This is a genomic window from Priestia sp. FSL W8-0524 (assembly GCF_038005965.1).
GTDB lineage: Bacteria > Bacillota > Bacilli > Bacillales > Bacillaceae_H > Priestia > Priestia zanthoxyli.
This window is the reverse complement of record NZ_JBBOUG010000001.1, coordinates 3,933,848-3,958,700: the sequence shown is the minus strand read 5'-3', so window position 1 is coordinate 3,958,700 and position 24,853 is coordinate 3,933,848. Positions and strand designations below refer to the sequence as shown.

Here is a 24,853-nt window from a genome sequence, read left to right as displayed (position 1 = left end):
CGATTCAGAGGAGGTTCTAATATATGCGGGTATCAGGAGTCACAGTTCGTAAAAGGCTAGCCATTGTTTTGTTTGTCGGTTTTATTGTGTTTTTGATTATTGATACAAGGCTTGGATATGTACAGTTGCTGACTGGGGATACGCTAACTGAAAAAGCCAAAGACTTATGGAGTCGGAATATTCCTTTTGAACCTGAAAGAGGAAAGATACTAGATCGCAATGATGTGGCACTTGCTACAAATAAAAGTGCACCGACCGTTTTAGTTATGCCAAGACAAGTTGAAAATCCAGCTGTTACGGCTGAAAAGTTAGCAAAAGTGCTGGGAGCATCAAAAGAAAAAGTATATGAACAAATAACAAAAGCTTCTTCTAGCGTATATTTGCGTCCTGAAGGAAGAAAAATTTCACATGCGAAAGCAAATGAAGTGCGAAATTTAAATTTAAAAGGCGTATATATAGCTGAGGATTCGAAGCGGTACTATCCGTTTGGAAGTTATTTGTCGCATGTATTAGGCTTTGCGGGAGTAGATAATCAAGGGTTAACGGGCCTTGAATTATATTATGATAAAGAGCTAAAAGGACAAAAAGGTTCAGTTAAATTGTATTCTGATGCTAAAGGTAAAAAGATGCCCAATATAGCCGATGACTACACAGCGCCTGTGGACGGGCTCGATTTGAGATTGACCATTGATTCACGTGTGCAAACAATCATGGAGCGTGAGTTGGATAATGCTCAGACAGCTTATAATCCAGATGGTATGATTGCCATTGCCATGAATCCTAAAAACGGTGAAATTTTAGGTATGTCAAGTCGTCCGGGCTTTGATCCAACGGATTTTAAAAATGTGAAGCCTGAGGTGTATAATCGCAATCTTCCAATCTGGAGCGTATATGAGCCCGGATCAACGTTTAAGATTATTACACTGGCAGCTGCTCTTGAAGAAAAGAAAGTGGATTTACTAAAAGATCAATTCTACGATGATGGAGCCGCGGAAGTTGGAGGAGCGAGACTTCGCTGCTGGAAAAAAGGCGGACACGGACAGCAGTCTTTTTTAGAAGTTGTACAGAACTCATGTAACCCTGGTTTTGTGGAGCTTGGGGAACGTTTAGGAAAAGAGAAATTGTTCAAATACATTAAAGAATTTGGCTTTGGTCAAAAAACAGGTATTGATTTACAAGGGGAAGCAAAAGGAATTTTGTTCCCGCTTGAGCGCGTGGGTCCGGTTGAACAAGCTACAACAGCTTTTGGGCAAGGGGTTGCTGTTACTCCTATTCAACAAGTAGCTGCTGTTTCAGCAGCCGTAAACGGTGGAACGCTTTATGAACCTTATATTGCAAAAGAGTGGGTGGATCCAACTACTGGAAAAGTTGTAAGCAGTCATAAACCGGTTGCTAAGCGAAAAGTTATTTCCGAGGAAACGTCTAAGCAAGTGCGTTTTGCTCTTGAAAGTGTAGTCGCACAAGGAAGCGGAAAAGGAGCTTTTGTGGAAGGGTACCGCGTTGGAGGAAAGACGGGTACGGCGCAGAAAGCTCAAAATGGAAAGTATTTAAAAAATAATCACATCGTTTCTTTTATCGGTGTTGCACCAGCAGATAACCCTGAAATTGTCGTGTATGTTGCGGTTGATAATCCAAAGGGCACCATTCAGTTTGGTGGAGTGGTAGCAGCTCCGATTGTAGGTAAAATGATTGAAGACAGTTTGCGTGTGATGGACGTTAAACCGCGTAAAGGACAAATTGAAAAAGAGTTAACGTGGCTGGACACACCAATGATAAAAGTACCAAATGTCGTAGGAATGTCAAAAAAAGAGTTACAAGAACAGCTACTTAATTTAAAATTAGATGTGAGTGGCGAAGGAGATAAAGTGGTCAAGCAGTCTCCTGCAGCCGGAACGAAAGTTAAAGAAGGCGAAACGGTTAGAGTTTATATGGGAAAATAAAAATCTCTATAAACTATTATTCTTCCTTGCATGATAATCAGCAGGTTACGCTGCGTGTGAACATGAAATCAACAAATAAGCCTTGGGGGTGTTCCCTCCGGGCTTCTTTTTCTGTAAAATGTAATAGGTTAGGTGCTAGAAAAAGAAGAATAGTTGCCATAGCGTCTTATAACAAACGTTTCACTTTACAAATAGAGAGGACATGGTAGGAATGGATTTACGAGAACTACTAACACATTTACATGATTTTGTTCAGCTTCCTGAACAGAATATTGATATTACGTCAATTGAAATGGATTCAAGAGAAGTTAAGCCCGGAGCATTGTTCATTTGTATAGACGGCTATACGGTTGATGGTCATAGCTTTGCACAGATGGCTGTGGAAAAAGGGGCAGTAGCAATCTTAGCAGAAAAGCCTGTGGATGTAGAAGTGCCCGTTGTACGCGTGAAGAGTACAAAGCGAGCAATGGCAGTGCTGGCGGATGCTTTCTACAATCAGCCCACACAAAAAATGCATTTAATTGGTGTAACAGGCACAAATGGAAAAACAACGATTACACATTTAATTGAGCATATCTTTAAATCACAGCATAAAAAGACGGGTCTAATTGGAACGATTGAAATTCGTATTGGTGATACGTCTTATGATGTGAAAAACACAACGCCTGAATCGCTGACTCTTCAAAAAACATTTAATCAAATGGTGGAAGAGAATGTAGAAGTAGCGATGATGGAAGTATCATCTCACGCGCTTGACTTAGGACGCGTACACGGGTGCGACTTTGACGTGGCGGTATTTAGTAACTTAACGCAAGATCACCTCGACTATCATCATACAATGGAAGATTATCGTCGTGCGAAAGGGTTGCTATTTGCACAGTTAGGAAATGCTTATAACCATACTCGTCCTAAATTTGCTGTTCTTAATGTCGATGATGCGGCAACCGAGGAATATATTAAAAACACGGCTGCTACAGTGATTACGTATGGTATTGACCGTGAAAGTGATATTCGTGCAACGAATATTCAAATTACAAACAGCGGCACAACGTTCGATTTGACAACACCGACAGAAACGGTTTCTGTAGAAATGAAGCTTATTGGGAAATTTAGCGTCTACAACGTATTAGCGGCTACGGCTGCATGTTTAGTATCTGGTCTCCCTCTGTCAGTTATTGTCGAGGAAATAAAAGTGTTAGAAGGTGTGTCTGGGCGTTTTGAAGTGGTTGATGCGCAGCAAGATTTTACGGTTATCGTGGATTATGCCCACACGCCGGACAGCTTAGAGAACGTGTTAAAAACTGTAAAAGAATTCGCAAAACGCAATATATATGTTATTGTTGGTTGTGGCGGAGATCGAGATCGTACAAAACGACCAATCATGGCTCGGATTGCAGCTGAATACAGTACACAAGCTATTTTGACATCTGATAATCCACGAAGTGAAGATCCATTGGCTATTTTAAAAGATATGGAAGAAGGTTTGGATACAGATAACTATGTGACGATTGCTGATCGTGCAGAAGCTATTCGCTATGCAGTGGAAACAGCGCATGCAGATGATGTTATTGTCATTGCTGGAAAAGGGCACGAGACCTATCAAATTATTGGTAAAAAAGTATTCGATTTTGACGATCGAGAAGTAGCACGCAAAATGATTGAGGAGCGAAAGTAGTAATGAAATGGGTAGAGAACAAAATGAGTCGGAATGAGTTAGAAGTTAAGGAGGGGGCATCGTGCTAGAACAATCAATTTTATTGACAATCGGCGTAGCCTTTTTGATTACGGTTGTATTGTCGCCGATTTTTATTCCCTTCTTAAGAAGATTAAAGTTTGGTCAAAGTATTCGTGATGAAGGCCCGAAATCTCACCAAAAAAAATCAGGTACACCTACAATGGGCGGTATCATGATTTTATTATCTATTATTGTGGCAACTCTTATTATGGTCAATCAATATGCAGAACTTACATATAAGACGTTTCTATTATTATTTGTCACAATCGGATTTGGTTTATTAGGATTTTTAGATGATTTTATAAAAGTAGTGTTAAAGCGTAACCTTGGATTAACATCTAAACAAAAGTTTTTAGGTCAGGTTGTCATTTCAATTATTTTTTACTTTATTGCAAGACAGTTTGAGTTTTCAACTGAAGTGACGATTCCAGGAATTAAAGACCCAATCGATTTAGGTTGGTTTTATGTTGTTTTCCTCATCATCTGGCTTGTTGGTTTTTCAAACGCGGTCAACTTAACGGATGGATTAGACGGACTTGTATCTGGTACAAGTGCGATTGCTTTTGGTGCATTTGCAGTTCTCGCCTGGAATGCAGAGCAGTTTGAACTATCTATTTTCTCAGTTGCTGTAGTAGGAGCTGTGTTAGGATTTTTAGTTTTTAATGCCCATCCTGCAAAAGTATTTATGGGAGATACGGGTTCTTTAGCGCTAGGAGGAGCTATCGCTACGGTGGCTGTCTTAATGAAAATGGAATTCTTGCTTGTTATTATCGGTGGTGTGTTTGTTATTGAAACATTATCTGTTATTATTCAAGTCGCATCTTTCAAAACAACAGGAAAACGTGTGTTTAAAATGAGCCCGCTTCATCACCATTACGAGCTAAGCGGCTGGTCGGAATGGCGCGTAGTTATGACTTTTTGGGCTGTAGGACTATTATTTGCAATGCTTGGAATTTATATCGAGGTGTGGATTTAAATGAAATCAGTCAATACGTATCAAGGTAAACAAGTACTTATTTTAGGATTAGCCAAGAGCGGTTTAGCAGCCGCTCAGTTAGTTAAACAGCTTGGTGCTAAAGTAGTCGTTAATGATCAAAAACCGTACGAAGAGAACGCAGCAGCACAGGAATTAGAAAAAACGGGCATTGAAGTTGTCTGTGGACATCATCCGCTTGAGCTTTTAGACAAAGCGGACGTTATTGTAAAAAACCCTGGGATTCCGTATTCAAATGTTCTATTGCAAGAAGCATTAAAGCGACATATTCCGATTTTAACAGAGGTAGAATTAGCTTATGAAATTAGCGAAGCTCCTTTTATCGGAATTACGGGAAGCAATGGGAAGACAACAACAACAACGCTCATTTATAAAATGTTAGAAGAAGATCAAAAGCAGCCGTTGATTGCTGGAAATATTGGAACAGTAGCTTGTGAAGTGGCGCAAAAAGCAACAAAGGACAATGTAATTGTAACGGAGCTTTCTTCTTTTCAGCTGATGGGAATTGAAAAATTCCGTCCGAAAATCTCTTTATTATTGAATTTGTTTGATGCTCACTTAGACTATCATGGTACAAAAGAGGAATATATTAAAGCGAAAGCAAATCTCTTTAACAATCAAACAAGTGAAGACTTTGCCGTTATTAATGCGGATGATGAGCTAGTGATGAAAGCTAGTGCAAATATTAAAGCGACAAAAGTACCTTTTTCTGTTACAGCTCAAACGACAGAAGGAGCGTATATTAAAAACGAAACGATTTTCTTTAAAGATGAAGAAGTGATGTCGTTAAAAGATGTGGTGCTGCCAGGCAAACATAATCAAGAAAATATTTTAGCAGCTGTATCCGTTGTGAAGCTGTACGGCTGTTCAAATGAAGCTATCTACTCCGTGCTCACAACGTTTGCTGGTGTTAAACACCGCGTTCAATATGTCACGACAATCAACAAACGTAAGTTTTATAATGACTCTAAAGCTACAAATATGCTTGCTACAAAAGTAGCTCTTTCCGCTTTTTCACAGCCGACGATTCTACTTGCAGGCGGACTCGATCGCGGCAATGAGTTTGATGATTTAAAAGAAGAGTTTAAAAATGTGAAAGCTGTTATTACGTTTGGTGAAACGGCTCCTAAAATTGAACGCGTAGCCAAAGAAGAGGGAATACAAATTGTAAAACGTGTCGATAATGTTAAACAAGCAGTTTCAGAAGCATATGCTTGTTCAGATGAAGAAGATGTTATTTTATTATCTCCTGCTTGTGCAAGCTGGGATCAATTTAAAACTTTTGAAGAACGTGGTGACATCTTTATTGAATCTGTGCATAAACTGAAATAAGGGCTTGTCTAAACACCTAGAAAATACACTAGCCCTAATCTATTTTTAGAGGTGTGTGACAGTGTCGACAAAAAGGTCTACCCCAGATTTTTTTCTCATAATCGTTACGCTTTCCTTGCTAACCATCGGCCTTATCATGGTATACAGTGCAAGTGCGGTATGGGCTACATACAAGTTTAATGATTCTTTTTTCTTTGCTAAACGCCAGCTCTTATTTGCAGGGCTTGGAGTATGCGCGATGTTTGTCATCATGAATATTGATTATTGGATGTGGCGTACGTGGGCAAAGCCAATTGTAATCATTTGCTTTGTTATGCTGGTACTTGTATTGATTCCGGGAGTAGGGCTAGTACGGAATGGGTCGCAAAGTTGGATAGGAGTTGGAGCGTTTTCGATTCAGCCTTCAGAATTTATGAAGTTTGCTATGATTATATTTTTAGCGAAATATTTATCAGAAAACCAGAAGAAAATTACATCCTTTAGAAAAGGAATGTTACCGGCGTTATTACTGGTTTTCTTACCGTTTGGCATTATTATGATGCAGCCGGATTTAGGAACTGGAACGGTGCTTGTTGGAACTTGTTTAGTCATGATTTTTGTTTCAGGAGCAAAGGTAAGTCACTTTGCAGGTCTTGGGTTGCTTGGCGTTGCCGGTTTTGTAGGGCTTGTTTTATCAGCTCCTTATCGGATTAAACGCATCACCTCATTTTTAAATCCTTGGGAAGATCCGCTTGGAAGCGGGTTTCAAATCATTCAATCTCTTTATGCAATTGGGCCGGGGGGATTGCTTGGATTAGGGTTAGGGCAAAGTAGACAAAAGTTCTTTTATCTGCCGGAGCCTCAAACTGATTTTATTTTTGCTATTCTGGCAGAAGAGCTCGGTTTTATCGGCGGAACACTTGTGCTACTTTTGTTTAGCTTATTGCTTTGGAGAGGAATTAAAGTAGCGCTGGGAGCACCTGATCTTTACGGAACGTTCTTAGCCTTAGGAATTATTTCAATGGTTGCGATTCAAGTCATGATCAATATAGGCGTGGTAACAGGTCTTATGCCTGTTACGGGAATTACGCTTCCATTTTTAAGTTACGGCGGATCGTCGCTGACGCTCATGCTGGCAGCAGTTGGAGTTTTGTTAAATGTTAGTAGATATTCTCGCTATTAATTGAAAAAAATTGTATAATGTCAAGTAGGCAATGGTCTACTGAAGTAAACCGTCATCTTAAATCCAAGTGCACGCCGGATTTTGTTGGCGGTTTATTTTCGATTTTTTACAGATAGATGATATTTTTGTATGAAATGTTTTTAAAATGTAATGTTGTGATAACCAATTTTGAGTCCAACTATGGTATGATGTGTAAGGTTAAATGTTTTATCTTAGTGAGTAGGTGAACGTATGTGCACTTATGAGCGTAGCGTTTTTTTATGACTGTCAGCATGTGTTTAACTTCTAAATGAAAAACGATAAAAAAACAATCAAAATTACTTTATATAGCAGATGAACGTACATTCTATGGGTGAATGTCATACGATAAATAAAAATGATGAAATTGACAACAGAATAGAGTGCCTTCGTAGAAAAAAGGTATCTTACAAGGTGCTGCTGCTTAGTTATGAATCTGTTCTTATTATTCTTATGCATTAGAAGTAAGGGCGCATTGACATGAAAGTTTTATAACAGCAAAGAGGGTTTTAGGAGGTTCTTATGGAAGCGTTAGTAAAAGAGTTAGTCGAAGCGAATATTGGAAAGGTTCGTGAAAATGAACCGCTAGCAAAACATACAACAATGAAAATTGGTGGTCCAGCAGATGTGCTTGTAGAACCTGATTCTGTTGATCACTTAAAAGTTACAATGGATATGATTAAAAAACACGGCGTGAAATGGAGAGCGATTGGTCGAGGATCTAATCTTCTTGTTTCTGATAAGGGAATTGAAGGTGTGGTCATTAAGCTCGGAGCCGGATTAGATGATTTAACAGTAGATGGAGAGACGGTTACTGTAGGTGGGGGATACCCTAGCATCAAGCTTGCAACAGTTATTACAAAACAAGGTCTGTCTGGATTGGAGTTTTCAAGTGGAATTCCTGGATCTGTGGGAGGCGCTGTTTATATGAATGCAGGTGCCCATGGTTCTGATATGTCTCATGTAGTCGAAAAAGCGCTGATTTTATTTGAAGATGGCACTCTGGAGTGGCTGACAAATGAAGAGCTTCAATTTTCGTATCGTCATTCCATTCTACAAAAAGACCGTCCTGGAGTATGTGTAGAAGCTGTGCTGCGTTTGAAAAAGGGAACGAAAGATGATATTGTGGCGGTCATGCAGAAAAATAAAGACTATCGCCGCGAAACACAGCCTTGGAATTTCCCTTGTGCAGGAAGTATTTTTAGAAATCCGCTTCCAAATTATGCAGGAGACTTAATTGAAAAGTCCAACTTAAAAGGTTTTTCAGTAGGCGGTGCGCAAATTAGTGAACAGCATGCGAACTTCATTGTCAATACAGGAGATGCAACGGCTTCAGACGTGCTGAATTTAATTGCTCATGTTAAGAAAACAATTAAAGAGAAATTCGATATTGATATTCATACAGAAGTTGAGATTATCGGTCGCTAATTACTCAGCCCTTCGCTGTATGGTTATGCGTGAAAAGGTAGCTTTTATGTGTTTATTCTATGCTATAATGGGGATATTCTCATGAAGCAAAGATTGGAAATAAATAGATGGTAAGTCCTCGTTTATTTTCTCAAATGGATAAGGGTGAAAAAAATGGAAAAAGGTAAGTTAATTGTTTTAGAAGATCGTGTACCGAAGCTGCAAGAACAGCGAAAGCAAAAAGCAAATAGACGGCTTATTTTGTATTTATCACTCTTTTTCATCCTTATTTTATTTATTGTATATTCTCAATCTTCTCTGAGTAATGTTTCTAACATTGAAGTACAAGGGAATAAACATGTAAGTGATAAGGATATTGTCAAAGCGAGTGGTCTGTCCAAAAAAACCAGCTACTGGAAAGCTGACGCTGATCAAATTCAAGAAAAAGTCGAAAAAAACCCTGAGGTAAAGGAAGCTGTCATTCATAAAACATTTCCTAATAAGGTTGTAATCGACGTAAAAGAGTACGCAAGAATTGCATATGTAACCTCGGGGAATAAATATTTCCCTGTGAATGAAAATGGAAAAGTTTTAAAAGAAGTAAGTGCTAAGAAAGTGTCATCCGACGCTCCGTTGCTAATTGACTGGAAAGACGGAGACGCTATACAAAGCATGGTTCAAGAATTAGCTAAAACGCCTAAGAGTATAAAAGGGGCTATTTCTGAGATTTACTACGCGCCGACAAAATCAGAACCTCTTCACATCGAGGTGTTTATGAATGATACGCGTGAAGTAAGCGGGAAAATTAGCAACTTCTCTGATAAAATTATTCATTACCCAGCTATTGCAAGTAAATTGAGTGATGATCAAAAAGGCATTATTGATTTAGAAGAAGGATATGCATTTAAACCTTATAAAAAGAGCAAGCAGTAATTATTTTTTATAAGTGTTAATTAAAGGAAATAGATGAGTTGAGACTGGCAAACTAGCCCTTGTACATTGTATAATCACATGCAAGTATTCTGCATACATATGATTTTCTTCTCCGCTGCTGTGAAATGGAAATGTAATATTTGTTCTAGGTAAGTTTCGCTTTTCTCAGTGTACATCTTAGTGTAGACTTGTAGTTAAATAGCTTTTTTTCAGTGAATTTGAGGCTTAAATCTAAAAAAAAGTCAAAACAAGAACGTTTTGTTCTTTGAAAGAGATAAAGTCTGTGAAAAACTTGAAAAAAATTGATTTTACAAAAGGGAAACAGATGTATTTGTTGAATATTTTCATATAATAAAAAATTAATATTGTTGTTCTTCTTAATTTATTTAAGATGACATGTGCAGAAAGAAAAAGGAGGTGCCAAAGAATGAACAGCAATGAAATATACGTTAGTTTAGACATCGGTACATCCAGTGTGAAAGTAATCATCGGAGAGATGAGTAACGATTCATTGAATATCATTGGTGTAGGGAATGTTAAATCACACGGACTAAAAAAAGGTTCTATCGTTGATATAGATGCAACAGTTCAATCTATTAGAAAAGCAGTAGAACAAGCTGAACGAATGGTAGGCATTACAATTAAAAAGGTTGTAGTGGGCATAAGCGGAAATCATGTATTTTTACAGGATTGTCACGGAGTAGTAGCCGTGTCAAGCGAAAATCGTGAAATTACAAACGAAGATATTCATCGAGTAATTGATGCTGCTCAAGTCATGTCTATCCCGCCAGATCGTGAAATCATTGATGTTATTCCAAAGCAATTTATCGTAGATGGCTTAGAAGGTATTAACGATCCTAGAGGTATGATTGGGGTACGTTTAGAAATGGAAGGCACAATCATAACAGGATCTAGAACGGTTTTACATAACTTATTACGCTGTGTAGAAAGAGCTGGTTTAGAAATCAGTGATATTTGTTTACAGCCTCTAGCCGCTGGTTCAATTGCATTATCTCGTGATGAAAAAAACTTAGGTGTCGCACTGGTAGATATCGGTGGAGGTTCAACAACGGTTGCGATCTTTGACCAAGGACATTTGAAAGTAACAAATGTACTAGCTGTTGGCGGAGAGCACATTACCAAAGATTTATCGATTGGCCTTCGCACATCGACTGAAGACGCAGAAAATATTAAGATAAAGCATGGACATGCTTTCTACGATCATGCTTCTGAAGAAGAAGTATTTAGTGTACCGATCATTGGAAGCGATCAGCATCAGCAGTTTAATCAGCTCGAAATCTCTGATATTATTGAAGCTAGATTAGAAGAGATTTTAGATATGATTACGCAGGAGGTAAACCGCCTAGGATACAAAGATATTCCAGGAGGATTTGTTCTAACAGGCGGAGTAGTAGCGATGCCTGGTATTCTTGAGCTAGCTCAAGTGATTTTAAAGAATAACGTGCGCATAGCAGTGCCTGATTATATTGGAGTACGTGAGCCGCATTATACAACAGGCGTAGGATTAATAAAATTTGCATATAAAAATGCTAAAATACAAGGCCGGGAAATTGGAGCGCCAGTTGTGGAAGAAGAGCCGATTGAGCAAGAAATGATTAAACCTAGCCCGAAACCACAGCAGCCGCAACAATCAGCTGAGCAGCCGAAAAAGAAAAATGACCAAAATTTAATGAAGAAGTTTTTTGGATACTTCTTTGATTAACGTTACGGATTGGTAATTTCGAAGAATTAGGAGGAACTATCATGTTGGAGTTTGATACAAGTGTAGACCAATTAGCGACGATTAAAGTAATCGGTGTCGGAGGCGGCGGTAACAACGCGGTTAACCGAATGATTGAACATGGCGTCCAAGGTGTAGAATTTATTGCAGTTAATACAGATGCACAGGCATTAAATTTATCAAAAGCTGAAACAAAAATGCAAATCGGCGCTAAATTAACAAGAGGATTAGGTGCAGGTGCTAATCCAGAAGTTGGTAAAAAAGCAGCTGAAGAAAGTAAGGAACAAATCCAAGAAGCACTAAAAGGTGCAGACATGGTTTTCGTAACAGCTGGTATGGGTGGAGGAACTGGAACTGGTGCAGCTCCAGTCATTGCCCAAATTGCTCGTGAGCTAGGAGCACTAACGGTAGGCGTTGTTACTCGTCCATTTACGTTTGAAGGCCGTAAGCGTTCTACTCAAGCGGCAGGCGGCATTGCGTCAATGAAAGAAGCAGTGGATACGCTGATTGTTATTCCAAATGATCGCTTATTAGAAATCGTTGATAAAAACACGCCAATGCTAGAAGCGTTCCGTGAAGCGGATAACGTATTACGACAAGGTGTGCAAGGTATTTCAGATTTAATCGCAGTTCCTGGATTAATTAACTTAGACTTCGCGGACGTGAAAACAATTATGTCTAACAAAGGATCTGCACTTATGGGTATCGGTATTGCGACTGGTGAAAACCGCGCTGCTGAAGCAGCTAAAAAAGCTATTTCAAGTCCACTTCTTGAAACATCTATCGATGGAGCTCAAGGTGTATTAATGAATATCACAGGCGGTACAAACCTAAGTCTTTACGAAGTACAAGAAGCTGCAGATATCGTTGCTTCGGCTTCTGACCAAGAAGTGAACATGATCTTTGGATCTGTTATTAACGAAAACCTAAAAGATGAGATTGTTGTTACAGTTATTGCAACTGGCTTTAGTGACCAAGATTTATCACAGCCAAAACCAGGTCGTCCTTCGTTATCGGCGAATCGCATGCAGCAATCGACACAGCAACCGGCTCCACAGCCGAAGCGTGAAGTAAAGCGTGAAGAACCTGTACAGCAAGAATATACGCGTCCATCTCAGCCACAGTCTGAAGATGCGCTAGATATTCCAACATTCTTACGAAACCGTAATCGTAGACGCTAAGAAAATAAAAAGCCAAGACCTCTGTTTTATACAGAGGTCTTTTTTTATGCAATGAATCTAGAAAACTCAAAAAGAGTATAAAAAACATTCGACATGGTCAATATGACGCCTTCAAAGGGTTTGTGTTTTCTTTCTAAAAGTAGTGTGACAAATATCGAATGATTTCCTCAAAAATACTGCTTGTTTCTCGGCATGAACTGACAGACTTTCTAATAGGATGTACTATATACTAATTTTTAACAGAAAAATTCAGAAAGAATGGAGAGGTTATAAACATTGCCAATCTATTTAGATTTAATATGGATGCTGAATTTTGGGTTAGATACGATCTTACTAATGTTATGTGCTGTTGTACTTAAACGGAATTACAAGTGGTGGCGGCTTTTGCTTGGCGGCTTTATCGGTTCATTGATTGTCCTTCTTATGTTTACACCTTTTTCTCATCTTATGGTTCACCCTGCTATTAAAATTTTATTCTCGTTTTTTATGGTATTGATGGCGTTTGGTTATAAACGACTGCGCTTTTTCTTTGAGAATTTATTAACATTTTATTTTGCAACCTTTGTTGTGGGTGGAGGGTTAATGGGCGTTCACTTTTTATTTCAAGATCAGTTCCTTGTTCTTAATCAAATGGTTGATACGAAATCTCCACAGTTTGGTGATCCTATTAGCTGGATATTTGTTCTTATTGGTTTTCCGCTATTATCTTATTTTTCAAAAGCACGAGTTGATGATTTGCGAATGAAAAATATTACATTTGATCAGCTGGTAGATGTAGAAGTTATTTTAAACGAACAGACGCTGTCGATGAAAGGACTTATTGATAGTGGGAATCAGCTTGTAGATCCGCTGACGAAAACCCCGGTTATGATTGTTACAGCAGATTCTTTAAAAGAAATATTGCCTGAAGGCTTAATGGAATTAAGCAAAAATGTTCAATCCTTTTCACACAGCGAAGATATTGATCAAGAGTGGTATTCAAAAGTCCGCTTTGTCCCTTATCGAAGCGTAGGCCAAGCCAATCAGCTGCTGCTTGCTCTAAAGCCAGATATGGTAAGGCTGGTTCATCAGTCCAACACGATTGAAGTCACTAAAGTATTAGTAGGTATTAGTCATACAACGCTTTCAGTGGAGAAGCAATATGAATGTATTGTTCATCCGAAGCTTATCGTTATTGGAGAAGTAAGTTCCGCATCGTAAAAGGTGTGAACAAATAAAGGAGGATACACAATGGCTACATATCGAATTCGATTTCAATTATGGTGGTACAAATTATTAATTAAACTTAAGCTAAAAACAGATGAAGTGTACTATATAGGAGGAAGTGAAGCTCTTCCACCACCTTTAACAAAAGATGAAGAAGAAGTGCTCTTGAAGAAACTTCCATCAGGAGATGAAGCAGCACGTTCACTGTTGATTGAGCGTAATTTGCGACTTGTTGTTTATATTGCCCGCAAGTTTGAAAATACGGGAATCAATATTGAGGATTTAATTAGCATCGGCACCATCGGTTTAATTAAAGCAGTAAACACGTTTAATCCTGAAAAGAAAATTAAGCTAGCGACGTACGCCTCTCGCTGTATTGAAAATGAAATTTTAATGTATTTGCGCCGCAACAATAAAATTCGATCTGAAGTTTCATTTGATGAGCCGTTAAATATTGATTGGGATGGAAACGAACTGTTATTGTCTGACGTGATGGGAACCGAAGAAGATATCATCACAAAAGACCTAGAAGCGAATGTAGATCGAAAACTTTTGCTGAAAGCACTGCACCAATTAAATGATCGTGAAAAGCAAATTATGGAGCTGCGCTTTGGGCTAGCCGGCGGAGAAGAAAAAACGCAAAAAGATGTAGCCGATATGCTAGGCATTTCTCAGTCTTATATTTCAAGGCTCGAAAAACGAATTATTAAACGGCTGCGAAAAGAATTTAATAAAATGGTTTAAGTAAAAAAGCTGATTGTATAAGGGCTGAGAAGCATCTTATACAATCAGCTTTTTTAGCGTGGAATTGTCAGAATTGTAAAAGTGCATATTTTTTCCTCCGGAGGAGATACTGAATTCAGAACATCATCTCCTGTTAGGAGGGAAAGAGTTGACAAGAAATAAAGTAGAAATTTGTGGAGTAGATACTTCGAAACTTCCCGTATTAAAAAATGAAGAAATGCGAAAGTTGTTTAAACAAATGCAGGCTGGAGATGGAACAGCAAGAGAAAAGCTAGTAAGCGGAAATTTACGTCTCGTACTCAGCGTGATCCAACGTTTTAACAATCGTGGAGAATTTGTTGATGACTTATTTCAGGTTGGGTGTATTGGATTAATGAAATCCATTGACAATTTTGATTTAAGTCAAAACGTGAAGTTTTCTACATATGCTGTCCCAATGATTATAGGGGAAATTCGCCGCTATTTACGTGACAATAATCCAATCCGTGTTTCTCGTTCCCTTCGTGATATTGCTTATAAAGCTCTTCAAGTTCGTGAAAGGCTTATGAGTGAAACATCCAAGGAACCTACAGCTGAGGAAATTTCAAAAGTCCTAGAAGTACCGCATGAAGAAATTGTGTTTGCTTTAGATGCTATCCAAGATCCGGTTTCTTTATTTGAACCTATTTACAATGATGGCGGAGACCCAATCTATGTGATGGATCAGCTAAGCGATGAACGCAACCGTGATTCAACTTGGATTGAAGAAATTGCTTTGCAAGAAGGTATGAGAAGATTGAACGAGCGAGAAAAACTAATTTTACGAAAGCGCTTCTTCCAAGGTAAAACACAGATGGAAGTTGCTGAAGAAATTGGTATTTCTCAAGCGCAGGTTTCTCGTTTAGAAAAAGCTGCTATTAAACAGATGAATAAAAATATTCAAAGTTAACAAAAGCTCTCTAAACTGGCAGCTGCTCTTGTTCATACAATCAATACCATTCACTTTATTTGATGTTCAACTTAATAAGCATCGTGTCTATAAAAACAGACACGATGCTTATTTTGTATGTATCAATGAATACATAACCAAAAGATATTCATGTTAGATTTCCTATTGCTATGAGGACTTCTCGCTGCTTGTTGAGAATGTCTCTTGATGAAAAACTGTGTAATTAGTGAACAAAATGCTTATAGAAAGAGAATGGCAGAGAAAAAATAAGCTTTTCCTTCATGAAATGAAAATTTGAAAATATATATAGGCTAAGGAATAAAGTTGGCTATAGGAGGAGAGAGCATGTTAAAGATTTCAGAGTTTCAGCTGAAAGATGTAGTGAATGTAGCTGATGGCAAAAAACTTGGAAATGTAGGGGATATTGATATTGACTTAACAACGGGAAAAATACAGGCCGTCATTATCGGAGGCTCTCGTGTATTGGGCTTCTTTGGAAAAGATGATGAAATTGTGATTCCGTGGAAAAATATTGTGAAAATTGGTTCCGATGTCATTTTAGTACGTTATAAAGACGCATTTCAGCCTGAAGAGAATTAGTTTTTTGTCAACAGCACCTAGCAATCTGTGGTACAATATGTGAGAACAAATGAAACAAGGGATGTGTCACATACATGAATCCTGAGCCATTAAAAAAAAGCCATCACGAGTCGTTTATGTGGCTGAGCCCTTGGGTAGAAAAGAATGATATGCTTGTTGCTGGTTTCACCACAAAAAATGGTGGCGTGAGTAAACCTCCATTTGCTTCTTTTAACCTAGGGCTTCACGTAAACGATAACGTAGAAGATGTTATTACAAATAGAAAAATTTTAGCAGCCGAACTAGACATGTCTTTTGAAAGCTTTGTATGTGCTGAACAAGTACATGAAGCAACTGTTCAAAAAGTAACAAAAGCCGACTGTGCAAAAGGACTCTACAAGTATGAAGAGGGCATAAAAGCAGCGGATGGCATTTATACAAATGAATCTGATATTTTGTTAGCTTTATGTTATGCAGATTGTGTTCCGCTGTACTTCTATGCGCCTGATCACCATTTAGTTGGTCTTGCTCATGCTGGGTGGAAGGGAACAGTAAAAGATATTGCAGGAAATATGATTCGGCTGTGGGTAGAGCAAGAAAATGTTCCGGTTGAAGATATTTACGTGGCGATTGGCCCTTCGATTGAAGATTGCTGTTATGTTGTCGATAACCGCGTCATTACACAAGTAAACGAAGTAGTTGGCCAAAATGGATATCAAGAAGTAAGCCCTGGACAATACGCGCTTAATTTAAAAAAAGTCAATAAGCTGCTGATTCAAAACGCAGGCGTATTGCCGGAACGAATTTTAACATCGTCGTATTGTACAAGCTGTGAAGATGACCTGTTCTTCTCACATCGCCGCGACCAAGGGAAAACAGGACGCATGTTTAACTTCATAGGCTTTAAGGAGGAGTAATTACATAGTGACAGCTAGCGTAAGTGAAAATCTAGAAGCAGTTCAACAAACAATTGCTGAAGCATGTAAAAAAGTTAATCGAAATCGAGAAGATGTAGAGCTGATTGCTGTAACAAAATACGTTTCCACAAAACGAGCAGCAGAAGCAGTGGATGCAGGCATTTTACATCTTGGAGAAAACAGGGATGAAGGTCTTCTAGAAAAGTATGAATCAATCGGTGAGAAAGCGACCTGGCATTTTATCGGAAGCTTGCAAACAAGAAAAGTAAAACATGTGATTGATAAAGTTGACTATATTCATTCACTAGACCGATTATCTTTAGCAAAAGAAATTGATAAACGTGCAGGACATCGTATAAAATGTTTTGTACAAGTTAATGTTGCCGAAGAACAATCAAAGCATGGCCTTGCTGTAGAAGAGGTAATTCCATTTATTCAATCTCTTGAAACATTTACAAATATCCAAGTAGTTGGATTAATGACCATGGCTCCTCACACAGATGACGAGTCCTTGCTTCGCAGCTGTTTTCAAGGTCTAAAGAAATTGCAGGATCGTATACAAGAACTAAACCTCCCGTATGCACCTTGTACGGAGCTATCAATGGGAATGTCAAACGATTATGCAATTGCAATTGAAGAAGGAGCAACATTCATTCGACTAGGAACCACGCTAGTTGGGAATGAACGTTAAGGAGGTGTAATTCAAGATGAGTATGAAAAATCGCTTTAGAAGTTTTTTTGCTCTTGATGACGATACTGAATATGTAGAAGAACATTACGAACAAGAAGAGTCGGTAGAAGAGCCTGTACAGCAGTCGAGACCAGTGAAAGCTAGTCAGCAGCCGAATCAGCAGCAAAACGTGATTAGCTTACAAAGCGTTCAAAAATCATCAAAAATGATGCTTTGCGAACCTCGCGTCTATGCCGAAGCACAAGAAATTACGGATCATTTAAAAAATCGTAAAGTCGTAGTTGTTAATTTACAGCGCATTCAACGAGATCAAGCAGTGAGAATTGTCGACTTTTTAAGTGGTACAGTTTATGCTTTAGGCGGGGACATTCAAAAAATTGGAACCGACATCTTTTTATGTACACCTGATAATGTAGACGTAAGCGGAAGCATTTCAGATATGATGGGAGAACACGATACAACAAACGTAAAGAGGTGGTAGTTTTTGGACATCGTTTTTGGGATTCTCGCAAAATTGATTGGGCTTTACTCATGGGCACTGATTATTTACATTTTGATGTCTTGGGTACCCGATGTAAGGGCCTCTAAGTTTGGTCAGCTGCTTGGCAGTATTTGCGAGCCTTACTTAGAGCCTTTTCGTAAAATCATTCCGCCTATTGGCATGATTGATATTTCACCTCTTGTTGCAATCTTTTTACTACGATTTGCGGAAAGAGGCGTGTATTCACTTAATAATGTGATGGGGTTTATTTAAAAAAGGAATCGCTGGATTCCTTTTTTACATACCAATAGTAGGAGTAATAATATGTCTATTTATGAACATTTTAGGCAAGAAGAACATGGGTTTATTGATCAAGTTCTTCAGTGGAAAGAAGATGTCCTACATCAATACAGCCCAAAATTAACGGATTTTTTAGATCCAAGAGAGCAGCAGATTGTGACGGCTATTGTCGGGACTGAAGGAGAGGTTCAAGTTTCATTTGATGGTGGACAACCGTTTGCTGAACGCAAGCGTGCGCTGCTATATCCGGATTACTATGTGCCTGAAAGCGAAGATTTTCAGTTGCATATGTACGAATTGAATTATCCTAAAAAGTTTGTGACGATTGAACATCCTCAAGTTCTTGGTTCGGCGATGTCCTTAGGACTGCGCCGTTCAAAATTTGGCGATATTTTGGTTGCGGGAGACGATATTCAGCTTGTAGCCGCAGAGGAAATTTCTTCTTATATTGAGATGAATTTAACATCAATTGGAAAAGCCAAAGTTTCACTTTCTTCTATTCAAAGAGAGCAGCTGCATGTGGTAAAAGAAGAGCTGATTGAACACGTTTATACAGTTTCTTCAATGAGGCTTGATGTTTTGCTGTCGACCATTCACAATTTATCAAGACAAAAAGTCCAGCCGTTTATTGCAAATGGAGCGGTAAAAGTAAATTTTAAAGTCATTGAACAGCCTTCTTTTGAATGTCATGAAGGTGATATTTTGTCGCTTCGTGGCCACGGCAGAAGTCGTATCGTTTCACTTGAAGGCAAAACCAAAAAAGAAAAATGGCGAATTGTTGTAGGAAAGCAGAAATAAAGAAATCTACTAGCAGGAAATTTTAAAAATATGTCGAATAAACCATTACTAATGATGTAATGAGACAACACGGAGGTGGCCTAGATGCCTTTAACCCCTTTGGATATTCATAACAAAGAGTTTAATCGCGGATTTCGCGGATATGATGAAGATGAAGTAAATGAGTTTCTTGACCAAGTAATTAAAGACTATGAGCTGGTAATGCGTGATAAAAAGGAGTTAGAAGGAAGAGTATCTGAATTAACAGATCGTCTTGGACATTTTACTAACATCGAAGAAACGTTAAATAAATCAATTTTAATTGCTCAAGAAGCAGCGGAAGATGTAAAGCGAAACGCTGAAAAAGAAGCGAAGCTCATTATAAAAGAAGCAGAAAAAAATGCGGACCGTATTATTAATGAAGCACTGTCTAAGTCTCGTAAAATTGCGATGGACATTGAGGAGACGAAAAAGCAGTCTAAAGTATTTAGAACCCGTTTCAAAATGTTAATTGAAGCACAGCTTGAAATGTTAAACAGCGATGACTGGGATCAGTTGATGGATTATGAGATGCCAGCGCTAGAAGAAAAAATTGACTAGTCAAGACATCATCTTGACTTCTCACGTTTTGTTGTCATATAATTTGGTAACAGATGAAATTTCATATCAAACAGTACGGAGACAGGGACAGTAGCTTTTTTAGTTTGTCAAAGCGAATCGAGGATGGTGCGAGCTCGATAACAAACAAAAGAGTGAAAATCACCCTAGAGTACCATTGCTGAAATGATGATAGTAAGCAGTGGCGGTTTATTCACGTTACGAATGCAAAGAGGATTTGCGTGCAGCAAATCTACTAGGGTGGTACCGCGGGAGGCCTTCTCGTCCCTTTTTGGGATGAGGAGGTCTTTTTGTTATGGTGCAAAAAGATATGAAATTTACGTTTTTTTTTGGAGGGTAAAACATGGAATATAAAGATACATTATTGATGCCAAAAACTGAATTTCCGATGCGTGGAAATTTACCGAACCGCGAGCCTAAAATGCAAGAACAGTGGGCTGAAATGAATATTTATGAAAAAGTACAAAAACGTACGGAAGGCCGCCCGCTATTCGTCCTGCATGATGGACCTCCATATGCCAATGGCGATATTCACATGGGACATGCCTTAAATAAAATTTTAAAAGATTTTATCGTTCGCTATAAGTCGATGTCAGGCTTCTGCGCACCTTATGTGCCAGGCTGGGATACACACGGCTTGCCAATTGAAACGGCTTTAACAAAAAATAAAAAAGTAAACCGCAAAGAAATGACAGTAGCTGAATTCCGTAAGCTTTGCGAACAGTATGCTTGGGAACAAGTAAACGGCCAGCGTGAGCAGTTCAAGCGTTTAGGCGTACGCGGAGATTGGGATAATCCATATGTAACGCTTCAGCCACAGTACGAAGCGCAGCAAATCAAAGTATTTGGCGATATGGCGAAAAAAGGCTATATCTACAAAGGATTAAAACCTGTATACTGGTCTCCTTCAAGTGAATCTGCTTTAGCAGAAGCGGAAATTGAATACTATGACAAGCGTTCAGCTTCTATTTACGTAGCGTTTAATGTGAAAGATGGTAAAGGCGTGCTTGAACAAGATGAAAAATTCATCATTTGGACGACAACACCATGGACAATGCCAGCTAACCAAGGGATTGCTGTCAATCCCGAGCTTCAGTACAGCGTGGTTGAAGCAGATGCAGCAAAATATGTAATAGCAACTGAACTTATTGAAACAGTTGCTAAAGAAATTGAATGGGCTGACTATAAGACACTTCGTACAGTAAAAGGTTCAGAACTTGAACGCGTGGTAGCTGAACATCCAATCTACAAGCGTGATTCTTTAGTTGTTCTTGGCGATCACGTAACGACTGATGCTGGTACTGGCTGTGTTCATACAGCACCGGGACACGGGGAAGACGACTTTATCGTTGGTCAAAAATACGGTTTGGAAGTTCTTTGTCCAGTTGATAGTAAGGGTCATATGACGAATGAAGCACCAGGATTTGAAGGATTATTCTATGATAAAGCGAATAAGCCGATTACCGACAAACTAGAAGAAGAAGGCGCGCTGTTAAAATTAAGTTTCATTACCCACTCATATCCACATGACTGGCGTACGAAGAAACCAACAATTTTCCGTGCAACAGCACAGTGGTTTGCGTCTATTAAAGATTTCCGTGAAGATTTATTAAAAGCAGTAGAAAAAACAGAATGGGTGCCTACTTGGGGTGAAACGCGACTTTATAACATGGTGCGTGACCGCGGAGACTGGTGTATTTCTCGTCAACGTGCATGGGGCGTTCCGATTCCAGTATTTTATGCTGAAAATGATGAGCCAATCATTACGGACGAGACAATTGAGCACGTATCAAATCTATTTAGAGAACATGGATCAAACGTATGGTTTGAGCGTGAAGCAAAAGACTTGCTTCCAGAAGGCTTTACTCATGAAGGAAGCCCAAATGGCCGTTTCACAAAAGAAACAGACATCATGGACGTATGGTTTGACTCTGGTTCTTCGCATCAAGCTGTTCTTGAAGAGCGTGAAGACTTACAGCGTCCGGCTGATTTGTATTTAGAAGGTTCTGACCAATACCGCGGCTGGTTTAATTCAAGTCTTTCTACAAGTGTAGCTGTAACAGGTGAAGCACCTTATAAAGGCGTACTTAGCCACGGATTTGCTTTAGACGGTGAAGGTCGCAAAATGAGTAAGTCATTAGGGAATGTTGTAATTCCAGAAAAAGTAATGAAACAACTAGGTGCGGATATTTTACGTCTATGGGTAGCTTCTGTAGATTACCAAGCGGATGTTCGTGTATCTGATAACATTTTAAAACAAGTAGCAGAAGTATACCGTAAAATCCGCAACACGTTCCGTTTCTTACTAGGAAACCTAGCGGACTTTAATCCAACAACTGACGCTGTAGCCGTTGAAGACCTTCGTGAAGTAGACCGCTACATGCTTGTGAAGCTGAACAAATTAATTGATAAAGTGAAAAAATCTTATGATTCATATGAATTCTCAAGCATTTATCACGCAGTGCATAATTTCTGTACAATTGATATGAGTTCATTCTACTTAGACTTTGCAAAAGATGTATTGTACATTGAAGCAGAAAATAATGTAGAGCGTCGCAGCATTCAAACGGTTCTTTATGAAACGTTATTATCGTTAACGAAATTAGTGTCTCCAATTCTTTCTCATACAGCAGACGAAGTATGGGTTCACATTCCGAACGTAACGGAAGAAAGCGCGCAGCTAGTTGATATGCCAGAGGTTCAAGAAATTGAAGGAGCAGATCAATTAGTAGAGAAATGGGATGCGTTCATGGAGCTTCGCGATGAAGTCTTAAAAGCGCTAGAACAAGCTCGTAATGAAAAAGTAATCGGTAAGTCTTTAGAAGCAAAATTAACGCTGTATCCAACAGCAGATACGAAAGAGCTGTTAGCCTCTATTTCTGAAAATGTAGGTCAACTCTTCATCGTTTCAGATCTCGAGGTAGCAGAAGGTGAAGCGCCTGCTGAAGCACAAAAATTCAGCTATGCTTCAATTGTTGTAAGTAAAGCAGAAGGTGAGAAGTGTGAGCGCTGCTGGGTAGTATCACCAACAGTTGGCGAAGATCAAGATCACCCAACTTTATGTACACGCTGTGCGGATGTTGTGAAAAATCACTACGTTCAGCAGTAATGAACAAAAGCACGTCCTTTTTGGGCGTGTTTTTTGCTGTACGAAATTCCCAAATACAATGGTATAAAGCATTCAAAGCCTTAGGAAAAACTTGTGTTGTAGATTCGATGGAAAACTCGGTAAACCTAACATCATTAATACTTCATCTTATCAGCACAGGAGGCGTTTGCATGTATGAAAATTATCTTTCCATTGGACAGGAATTAGCTCTTATCAAAGAAGAATTACAAGATCGCCTATTGAGATATGCTACAGAACAATCTGGTTATATAGATGAAAAGGAACGTTACGTAATAGAAATGATTAAAGCCGATTTAAAAGATGTAGAACACGCGCTAGCAAAGCTTGACGTTGGTGCGTTTGGAATTGATGAACTAACTGGCGAAGTGATGTCTATTCATAAATTAAAAGTAATGCCGACGGCCCGCACAAACGAAGATTTATTTGTTTTCTGGTGAGAAGCGAGAAAAAAAATGAATTATGTGCTAAAATGCTTTAGTATGGATTCGTTTGATTTTATTGCGGGAGGAAAACGTTTGTGTTTTATTATCTTATCGCTTTAGCTGTTATACTTATTGATCAGGTAACAAAATGGATGATTGTAAAAGAAATGTATTATGGACAAAGCATTACCGTAATTGAAAACTTTCTTTACATTACCTCTCATCGTAACAGAGGAGCCGCGTGGGGGATTCTACAAGGACAGATGTGGTTCTTTTATCTTATTACGGTGGTTGTGGTAGTCGGTTTAATAATTTATATTCAAAAGCTCAAAAAACAAGATAAATGGTTCGGTATTGCGCTAGCATTAATGTTAGGCGGCGCCATTGGAAACTTTATTGATCGAGTGGTCCGTAAAGAAGTAGTTGATTTCGTAAATACATACATCTTTACGTATGATTTTCCGATTTTTAACGTAGCTGATTCGGCACTTGTCGTCGGAGTAATCATCATGTTTATTATGACGCTGTTTGAAGGGAAAATGAAGAAGGAGCACAAAGAATGAATGTAATTGAAACAGTTATAAATGAAGAACAAGCGGGAGAACGTATTGATAAAGTACTTTCGACTGTAAATGCAGAATGGTCACGTTCACAAGTGCAGCAGTGGATCAAAGAAGGTCATGCAAAAGTGAATGATAAAACCGTTAAAGGAAACTATAAATGTAAAACAGGAGACGCTATTATTATTGAAGTGCCGGAACTAGAGGAGCTTGATGTGGTAGCGGAAGAAATGGATTTAGATATTTATTATGAAGATCAAGATGTGCTTGTTGTAAATAAACCTCGCGGCATGGTTGTACATCCAGCTCCAGGTCATCATAGCGGCACGCTTGTAAACGGCTTAATGGCTCACTGTAAAGATTTATCCGGTATTAACGGCGTTATGCGCCCTGGGATCGTTCATCGAATTGATAAAGATACGTCAGGTTTACTTATGGTTGCAAAAAATGATTTAGCTCATGAATCACTAGTTAGTCAGCTTGTAGCTAAAACAGTGACGCGTCGCTATAAAGCTATCGTTCACGGAGTAATTGCGCACGATCACGGTACAATTGATGCGCCAATCGGCCGAGATAAGCAAGATCGTCAAAGCATGACGGTCACTGATGAAAACAGTCGTGATGCAGTGACGCACTTTACTGTATTGCAGCGTTTTAAAGATTTTTCACTTGTCGAATGTAAGCTAGAAACGGGGCGAACACACCAAATTCGCGTTCACATGAAGTATATTGGCTTTCCGCTTGTCGGGGATCCGAAGTACGGACCGAAAAAAACGCTTCCGATTGACGGACAAGCGCTTCATGCAGGTGTATTAGGCTTTATTCACCCTCGTACAAATGAATATATGGAATTTGAAGCACCGGCTCCAAAAGAGTTTAATGAGATGCTAGAGCTTATTGAAAAAAGAAGTTGACAACTGCCATAAGTGATGGCATACTTGTATTAACTTAATAAGAACCTTTAAGAACAGTCCAGAGAGGCTGAGAAGGAAACGGTGCAGAAAAGGCATACTTATAGCCTTTTTGAAGAAATATGTCTAAAACCAAATCCTCTTGC

At 38.8% G+C, this 24,853-nt stretch carries 23 protein-coding genes and 1 other annotated feature; all 23 genes read left to right on the top strand.

Annotated features, from left to right (window positions below; all coding sequences use genetic code 11):
• The first annotated feature begins 23 nt into the window (after positions 1–23).
• The 23 genes from NST66_RS20665 (at position 24) to NST66_RS20555 (ending at position 24,710) form a co-directional block, all read left to right on the top strand.
• A complete protein-coding gene (locus NST66_RS20665; protein WP_340843681.1) occupies positions 24–1,940 on the top strand; it encodes a stage V sporulation protein D in 1,917 nt (638 codons plus the stop codon).
• Between the two features lie 211 nt (positions 1,941–2,151).
• A complete protein-coding gene (locus NST66_RS20660; RefSeq protein ID WP_028411475.1) occupies positions 2,152–3,615 on the top strand; it encodes a UDP-N-acetylmuramoyl-L-alanyl-D-glutamate--2,6-diaminopimelate ligase in 1,464 nt (487 codons plus the stop codon).
• 61 nt (positions 3,616–3,676) lie between these two features.
• Positions 3,677–4,651 (top strand): phospho-N-acetylmuramoyl-pentapeptide-transferase, encoded by a 975-nt coding sequence (gene mraY, locus NST66_RS20655; RefSeq protein ID WP_013058961.1) that lies wholly within the window; start codon positions 3,677–3,679, stop codon positions 4,649–4,651.
• Complete coding sequence (gene murD, locus NST66_RS20650; RefSeq protein ID WP_028411474.1) at positions 4,652–6,001, top strand: UDP-N-acetylmuramoyl-L-alanine--D-glutamate ligase; 1,350 nt, start codon at positions 4,652–4,654, stop codon at positions 5,999–6,001.
• Between the two features lie 61 nt (positions 6,002–6,062).
• Complete coding sequence (spoVE, locus tag NST66_RS20645) at positions 6,063–7,163, top strand: stage V sporulation protein E (protein WP_013058959.1); 1,101 nt, start codon at positions 6,063–6,065, stop codon at positions 7,161–7,163.
• 540 nt (positions 7,164–7,703) lie between these two features.
• A complete protein-coding gene (murB, locus tag NST66_RS20640; RefSeq protein WP_028411473.1) occupies positions 7,704–8,609 on the top strand; it encodes a UDP-N-acetylmuramate dehydrogenase in 906 nt (301 codons plus the stop codon).
• Positions 8,610–8,762: 153 nt separating this feature from the next.
• Positions 8,763–9,521, top strand: a complete 759-nt coding sequence (locus NST66_RS20635; RefSeq protein WP_033579764.1) for a cell division protein FtsQ/DivIB — start codon at positions 8,763–8,765, stop codon at positions 9,519–9,521.
• Between the two features lie 427 nt (positions 9,522–9,948).
• On the top strand, positions 9,949–11,244 hold the full coding sequence (gene ftsA / locus NST66_RS20630) for a cell division protein FtsA (protein WP_013058956.1): 1,296 nt from the start codon (positions 9,949–9,951) through the stop codon (positions 11,242–11,244).
• 41 nt (positions 11,245–11,285) lie between these two features.
• On the top strand, positions 11,286–12,443 hold the full coding sequence (ftsZ, locus tag NST66_RS20625) for a cell division protein FtsZ (RefSeq protein ID WP_013058955.1): 1,158 nt from the start codon (positions 11,286–11,288) through the stop codon (positions 12,441–12,443).
• A gap of 276 nt (positions 12,444–12,719) precedes the next feature.
• Positions 12,720–13,643: a sigma-E processing peptidase SpoIIGA gene (gene spoIIGA, locus NST66_RS20620; protein ID WP_014458377.1), complete on the top strand. Its 924-nt coding sequence runs from the start codon at positions 12,720–12,722 to the stop codon at positions 13,641–13,643.
• Positions 13,644–13,673: 30 nt separating this feature from the next.
• Entirely contained in the window at positions 13,674–14,393 is a 720-nt protein-coding gene (gene sigE / locus NST66_RS20615; protein WP_013058953.1) for an RNA polymerase sporulation sigma factor SigE, read from the top strand.
• Positions 14,394–14,541: 148 nt separating this feature from the next.
• Positions 14,542–15,321: an RNA polymerase sporulation sigma factor SigG gene (sigG, locus tag NST66_RS20610; protein WP_013058952.1), complete on the top strand. Its 780-nt coding sequence runs from the start codon at positions 14,542–14,544 to the stop codon at positions 15,319–15,321.
• Positions 15,322–15,666: 345 nt separating this feature from the next.
• Entirely contained in the window at positions 15,667–15,921 is a 255-nt protein-coding gene (locus NST66_RS20605; protein ID WP_013058951.1) for a YlmC/YmxH family sporulation protein, read from the top strand.
• A 74-nt stretch (positions 15,922–15,995) separates the two neighbouring features.
• Positions 15,996–16,817: a peptidoglycan editing factor PgeF gene (pgeF, locus tag NST66_RS20600; RefSeq protein ID WP_154991816.1), complete on the top strand. Its 822-nt coding sequence runs from the start codon at positions 15,996–15,998 to the stop codon at positions 16,815–16,817.
• A 7-nt stretch (positions 16,818–16,824) separates the two neighbouring features.
• Positions 16,825–17,508: a YggS family pyridoxal phosphate-dependent enzyme gene (locus tag NST66_RS20595; RefSeq protein ID WP_049166159.1), complete on the top strand. Its 684-nt coding sequence runs from the start codon at positions 16,825–16,827 to the stop codon at positions 17,506–17,508.
• A gap of 16 nt (positions 17,509–17,524) precedes the next feature.
• Positions 17,525–17,989 (top strand): cell division protein SepF, encoded by a 465-nt coding sequence (locus tag NST66_RS20590; protein ID WP_028411470.1) that lies wholly within the window; start codon positions 17,525–17,527, stop codon positions 17,987–17,989.
• A gap of 3 nt (positions 17,990–17,992) precedes the next feature.
• Complete coding sequence (locus NST66_RS20585; protein ID WP_028411469.1) at positions 17,993–18,262, top strand: YggT family protein; 270 nt, start codon at positions 17,993–17,995, stop codon at positions 18,260–18,262.
• A gap of 51 nt (positions 18,263–18,313) precedes the next feature.
• Entirely contained in the window at positions 18,314–19,087 is a 774-nt protein-coding gene (locus NST66_RS20580; RefSeq protein ID WP_013058946.1) for a YlmH family RNA-binding protein, read from the top strand.
• An 84-nt stretch (positions 19,088–19,171) separates the two neighbouring features.
• Complete coding sequence (locus tag NST66_RS20575) at positions 19,172–19,666, top strand: DivIVA domain-containing protein (RefSeq protein ID WP_013058945.1); 495 nt, start codon at positions 19,172–19,174, stop codon at positions 19,664–19,666.
• Between the two features lie 69 nt (positions 19,667–19,735).
• Positions 19,736–19,956: a binding site (T-box leader), on the top strand.
• Positions 19,957–20,027: 71 nt separating this feature from the next.
• Positions 20,028–22,793, top strand: a complete 2,766-nt coding sequence (gene ileS, locus NST66_RS20570; RefSeq protein WP_340843680.1) for an isoleucine--tRNA ligase — start codon at positions 20,028–20,030, stop codon at positions 22,791–22,793.
• Positions 22,794–22,963: 170 nt separating this feature from the next.
• A complete protein-coding gene (locus tag NST66_RS20565; RefSeq protein WP_028411468.1) occupies positions 22,964–23,251 on the top strand; it encodes a conjugal transfer protein TraR in 288 nt (95 codons plus the stop codon).
• 80 nt (positions 23,252–23,331) lie between these two features.
• Positions 23,332–23,799, top strand: coding sequence for a signal peptidase II (gene lspA / locus NST66_RS20560; RefSeq protein WP_013084844.1), 468 nt, complete (start codon positions 23,332–23,334; stop codon positions 23,797–23,799).
• On the top strand, positions 23,796–24,710 hold the full coding sequence (locus NST66_RS20555) for an RluA family pseudouridine synthase (RefSeq protein WP_340843679.1): 915 nt from the start codon (positions 23,796–23,798) through the stop codon (positions 24,708–24,710). Before lspA ends, NST66_RS20555 begins: the two co-directional genes overlap by 4 nt.
• Positions 24,711–24,853 lie beyond the last annotated feature (143 nt).

What these genes read in the sequence shown, in the direction of transcription:
- NST66_RS20555 (WP_340843679.1), top strand. Translation starts at nt 23,796, where the DNA reads ATGAATGTAATTGAAACAGTTATAAATGAAGAACAAGCGGGAGAACGT.
- ileS (WP_340843680.1), top strand. Translation starts at nt 20,028, where the DNA reads ATGGAATATAAAGATACATTATTGATGCCAAAAACTGAATTTCCGATG.
- ftsA (WP_013058956.1), top strand. Translation starts at nt 9,949, where the DNA reads ATGAACAGCAATGAAATATACGTTAGTTTAGACATCGGTACATCCAGT.
- NST66_RS20635 (WP_033579764.1), top strand. Translation starts at nt 8,763, where the DNA reads ATGGAAAAAGGTAAGTTAATTGTTTTAGAAGATCGTGTACCGAAGCTG.
- NST66_RS20665 (WP_340843681.1), top strand. Translation starts at nt 24, where the DNA reads ATGCGGGTATCAGGAGTCACAGTTCGTAAAAGGCTAGCCATTGTTTTG.
- ftsZ (WP_013058955.1), top strand. Translation starts at nt 11,286, where the DNA reads ATGTTGGAGTTTGATACAAGTGTAGACCAATTAGCGACGATTAAAGTA.
- NST66_RS20580 (WP_013058946.1), top strand. Translation starts at nt 18,314, where the DNA reads ATGTCTATTTATGAACATTTTAGGCAAGAAGAACATGGGTTTATTGAT.
- NST66_RS20590 (WP_028411470.1), top strand. Translation starts at nt 17,525, where the DNA reads ATGAGTATGAAAAATCGCTTTAGAAGTTTTTTTGCTCTTGATGACGAT.
- sigE (WP_013058953.1), top strand. Translation starts at nt 13,674, where the DNA reads ATGGCTACATATCGAATTCGATTTCAATTATGGTGGTACAAATTATTA.
- NST66_RS20605 (WP_013058951.1), top strand. Translation starts at nt 15,667, where the DNA reads ATGTTAAAGATTTCAGAGTTTCAGCTGAAAGATGTAGTGAATGTAGCT.
- murD (WP_028411474.1), top strand. Translation starts at nt 4,652, where the DNA reads ATGAAATCAGTCAATACGTATCAAGGTAAACAAGTACTTATTTTAGGA.
- NST66_RS20575 (WP_013058945.1), top strand. Translation starts at nt 19,172, where the DNA reads ATGCCTTTAACCCCTTTGGATATTCATAACAAAGAGTTTAATCGCGGA.
- murB (WP_028411473.1), top strand. Translation starts at nt 7,704, where the DNA reads ATGGAAGCGTTAGTAAAAGAGTTAGTCGAAGCGAATATTGGAAAGGTT.
- NST66_RS20565 (WP_028411468.1), top strand. Translation starts at nt 22,964, where the DNA reads ATGTATGAAAATTATCTTTCCATTGGACAGGAATTAGCTCTTATCAAA.
- pgeF (WP_154991816.1), top strand. Translation starts at nt 15,996, where the DNA reads ATGAATCCTGAGCCATTAAAAAAAAGCCATCACGAGTCGTTTATGTGG.
- NST66_RS20660 (WP_028411475.1), top strand. Translation starts at nt 2,152, where the DNA reads ATGGATTTACGAGAACTACTAACACATTTACATGATTTTGTTCAGCTT.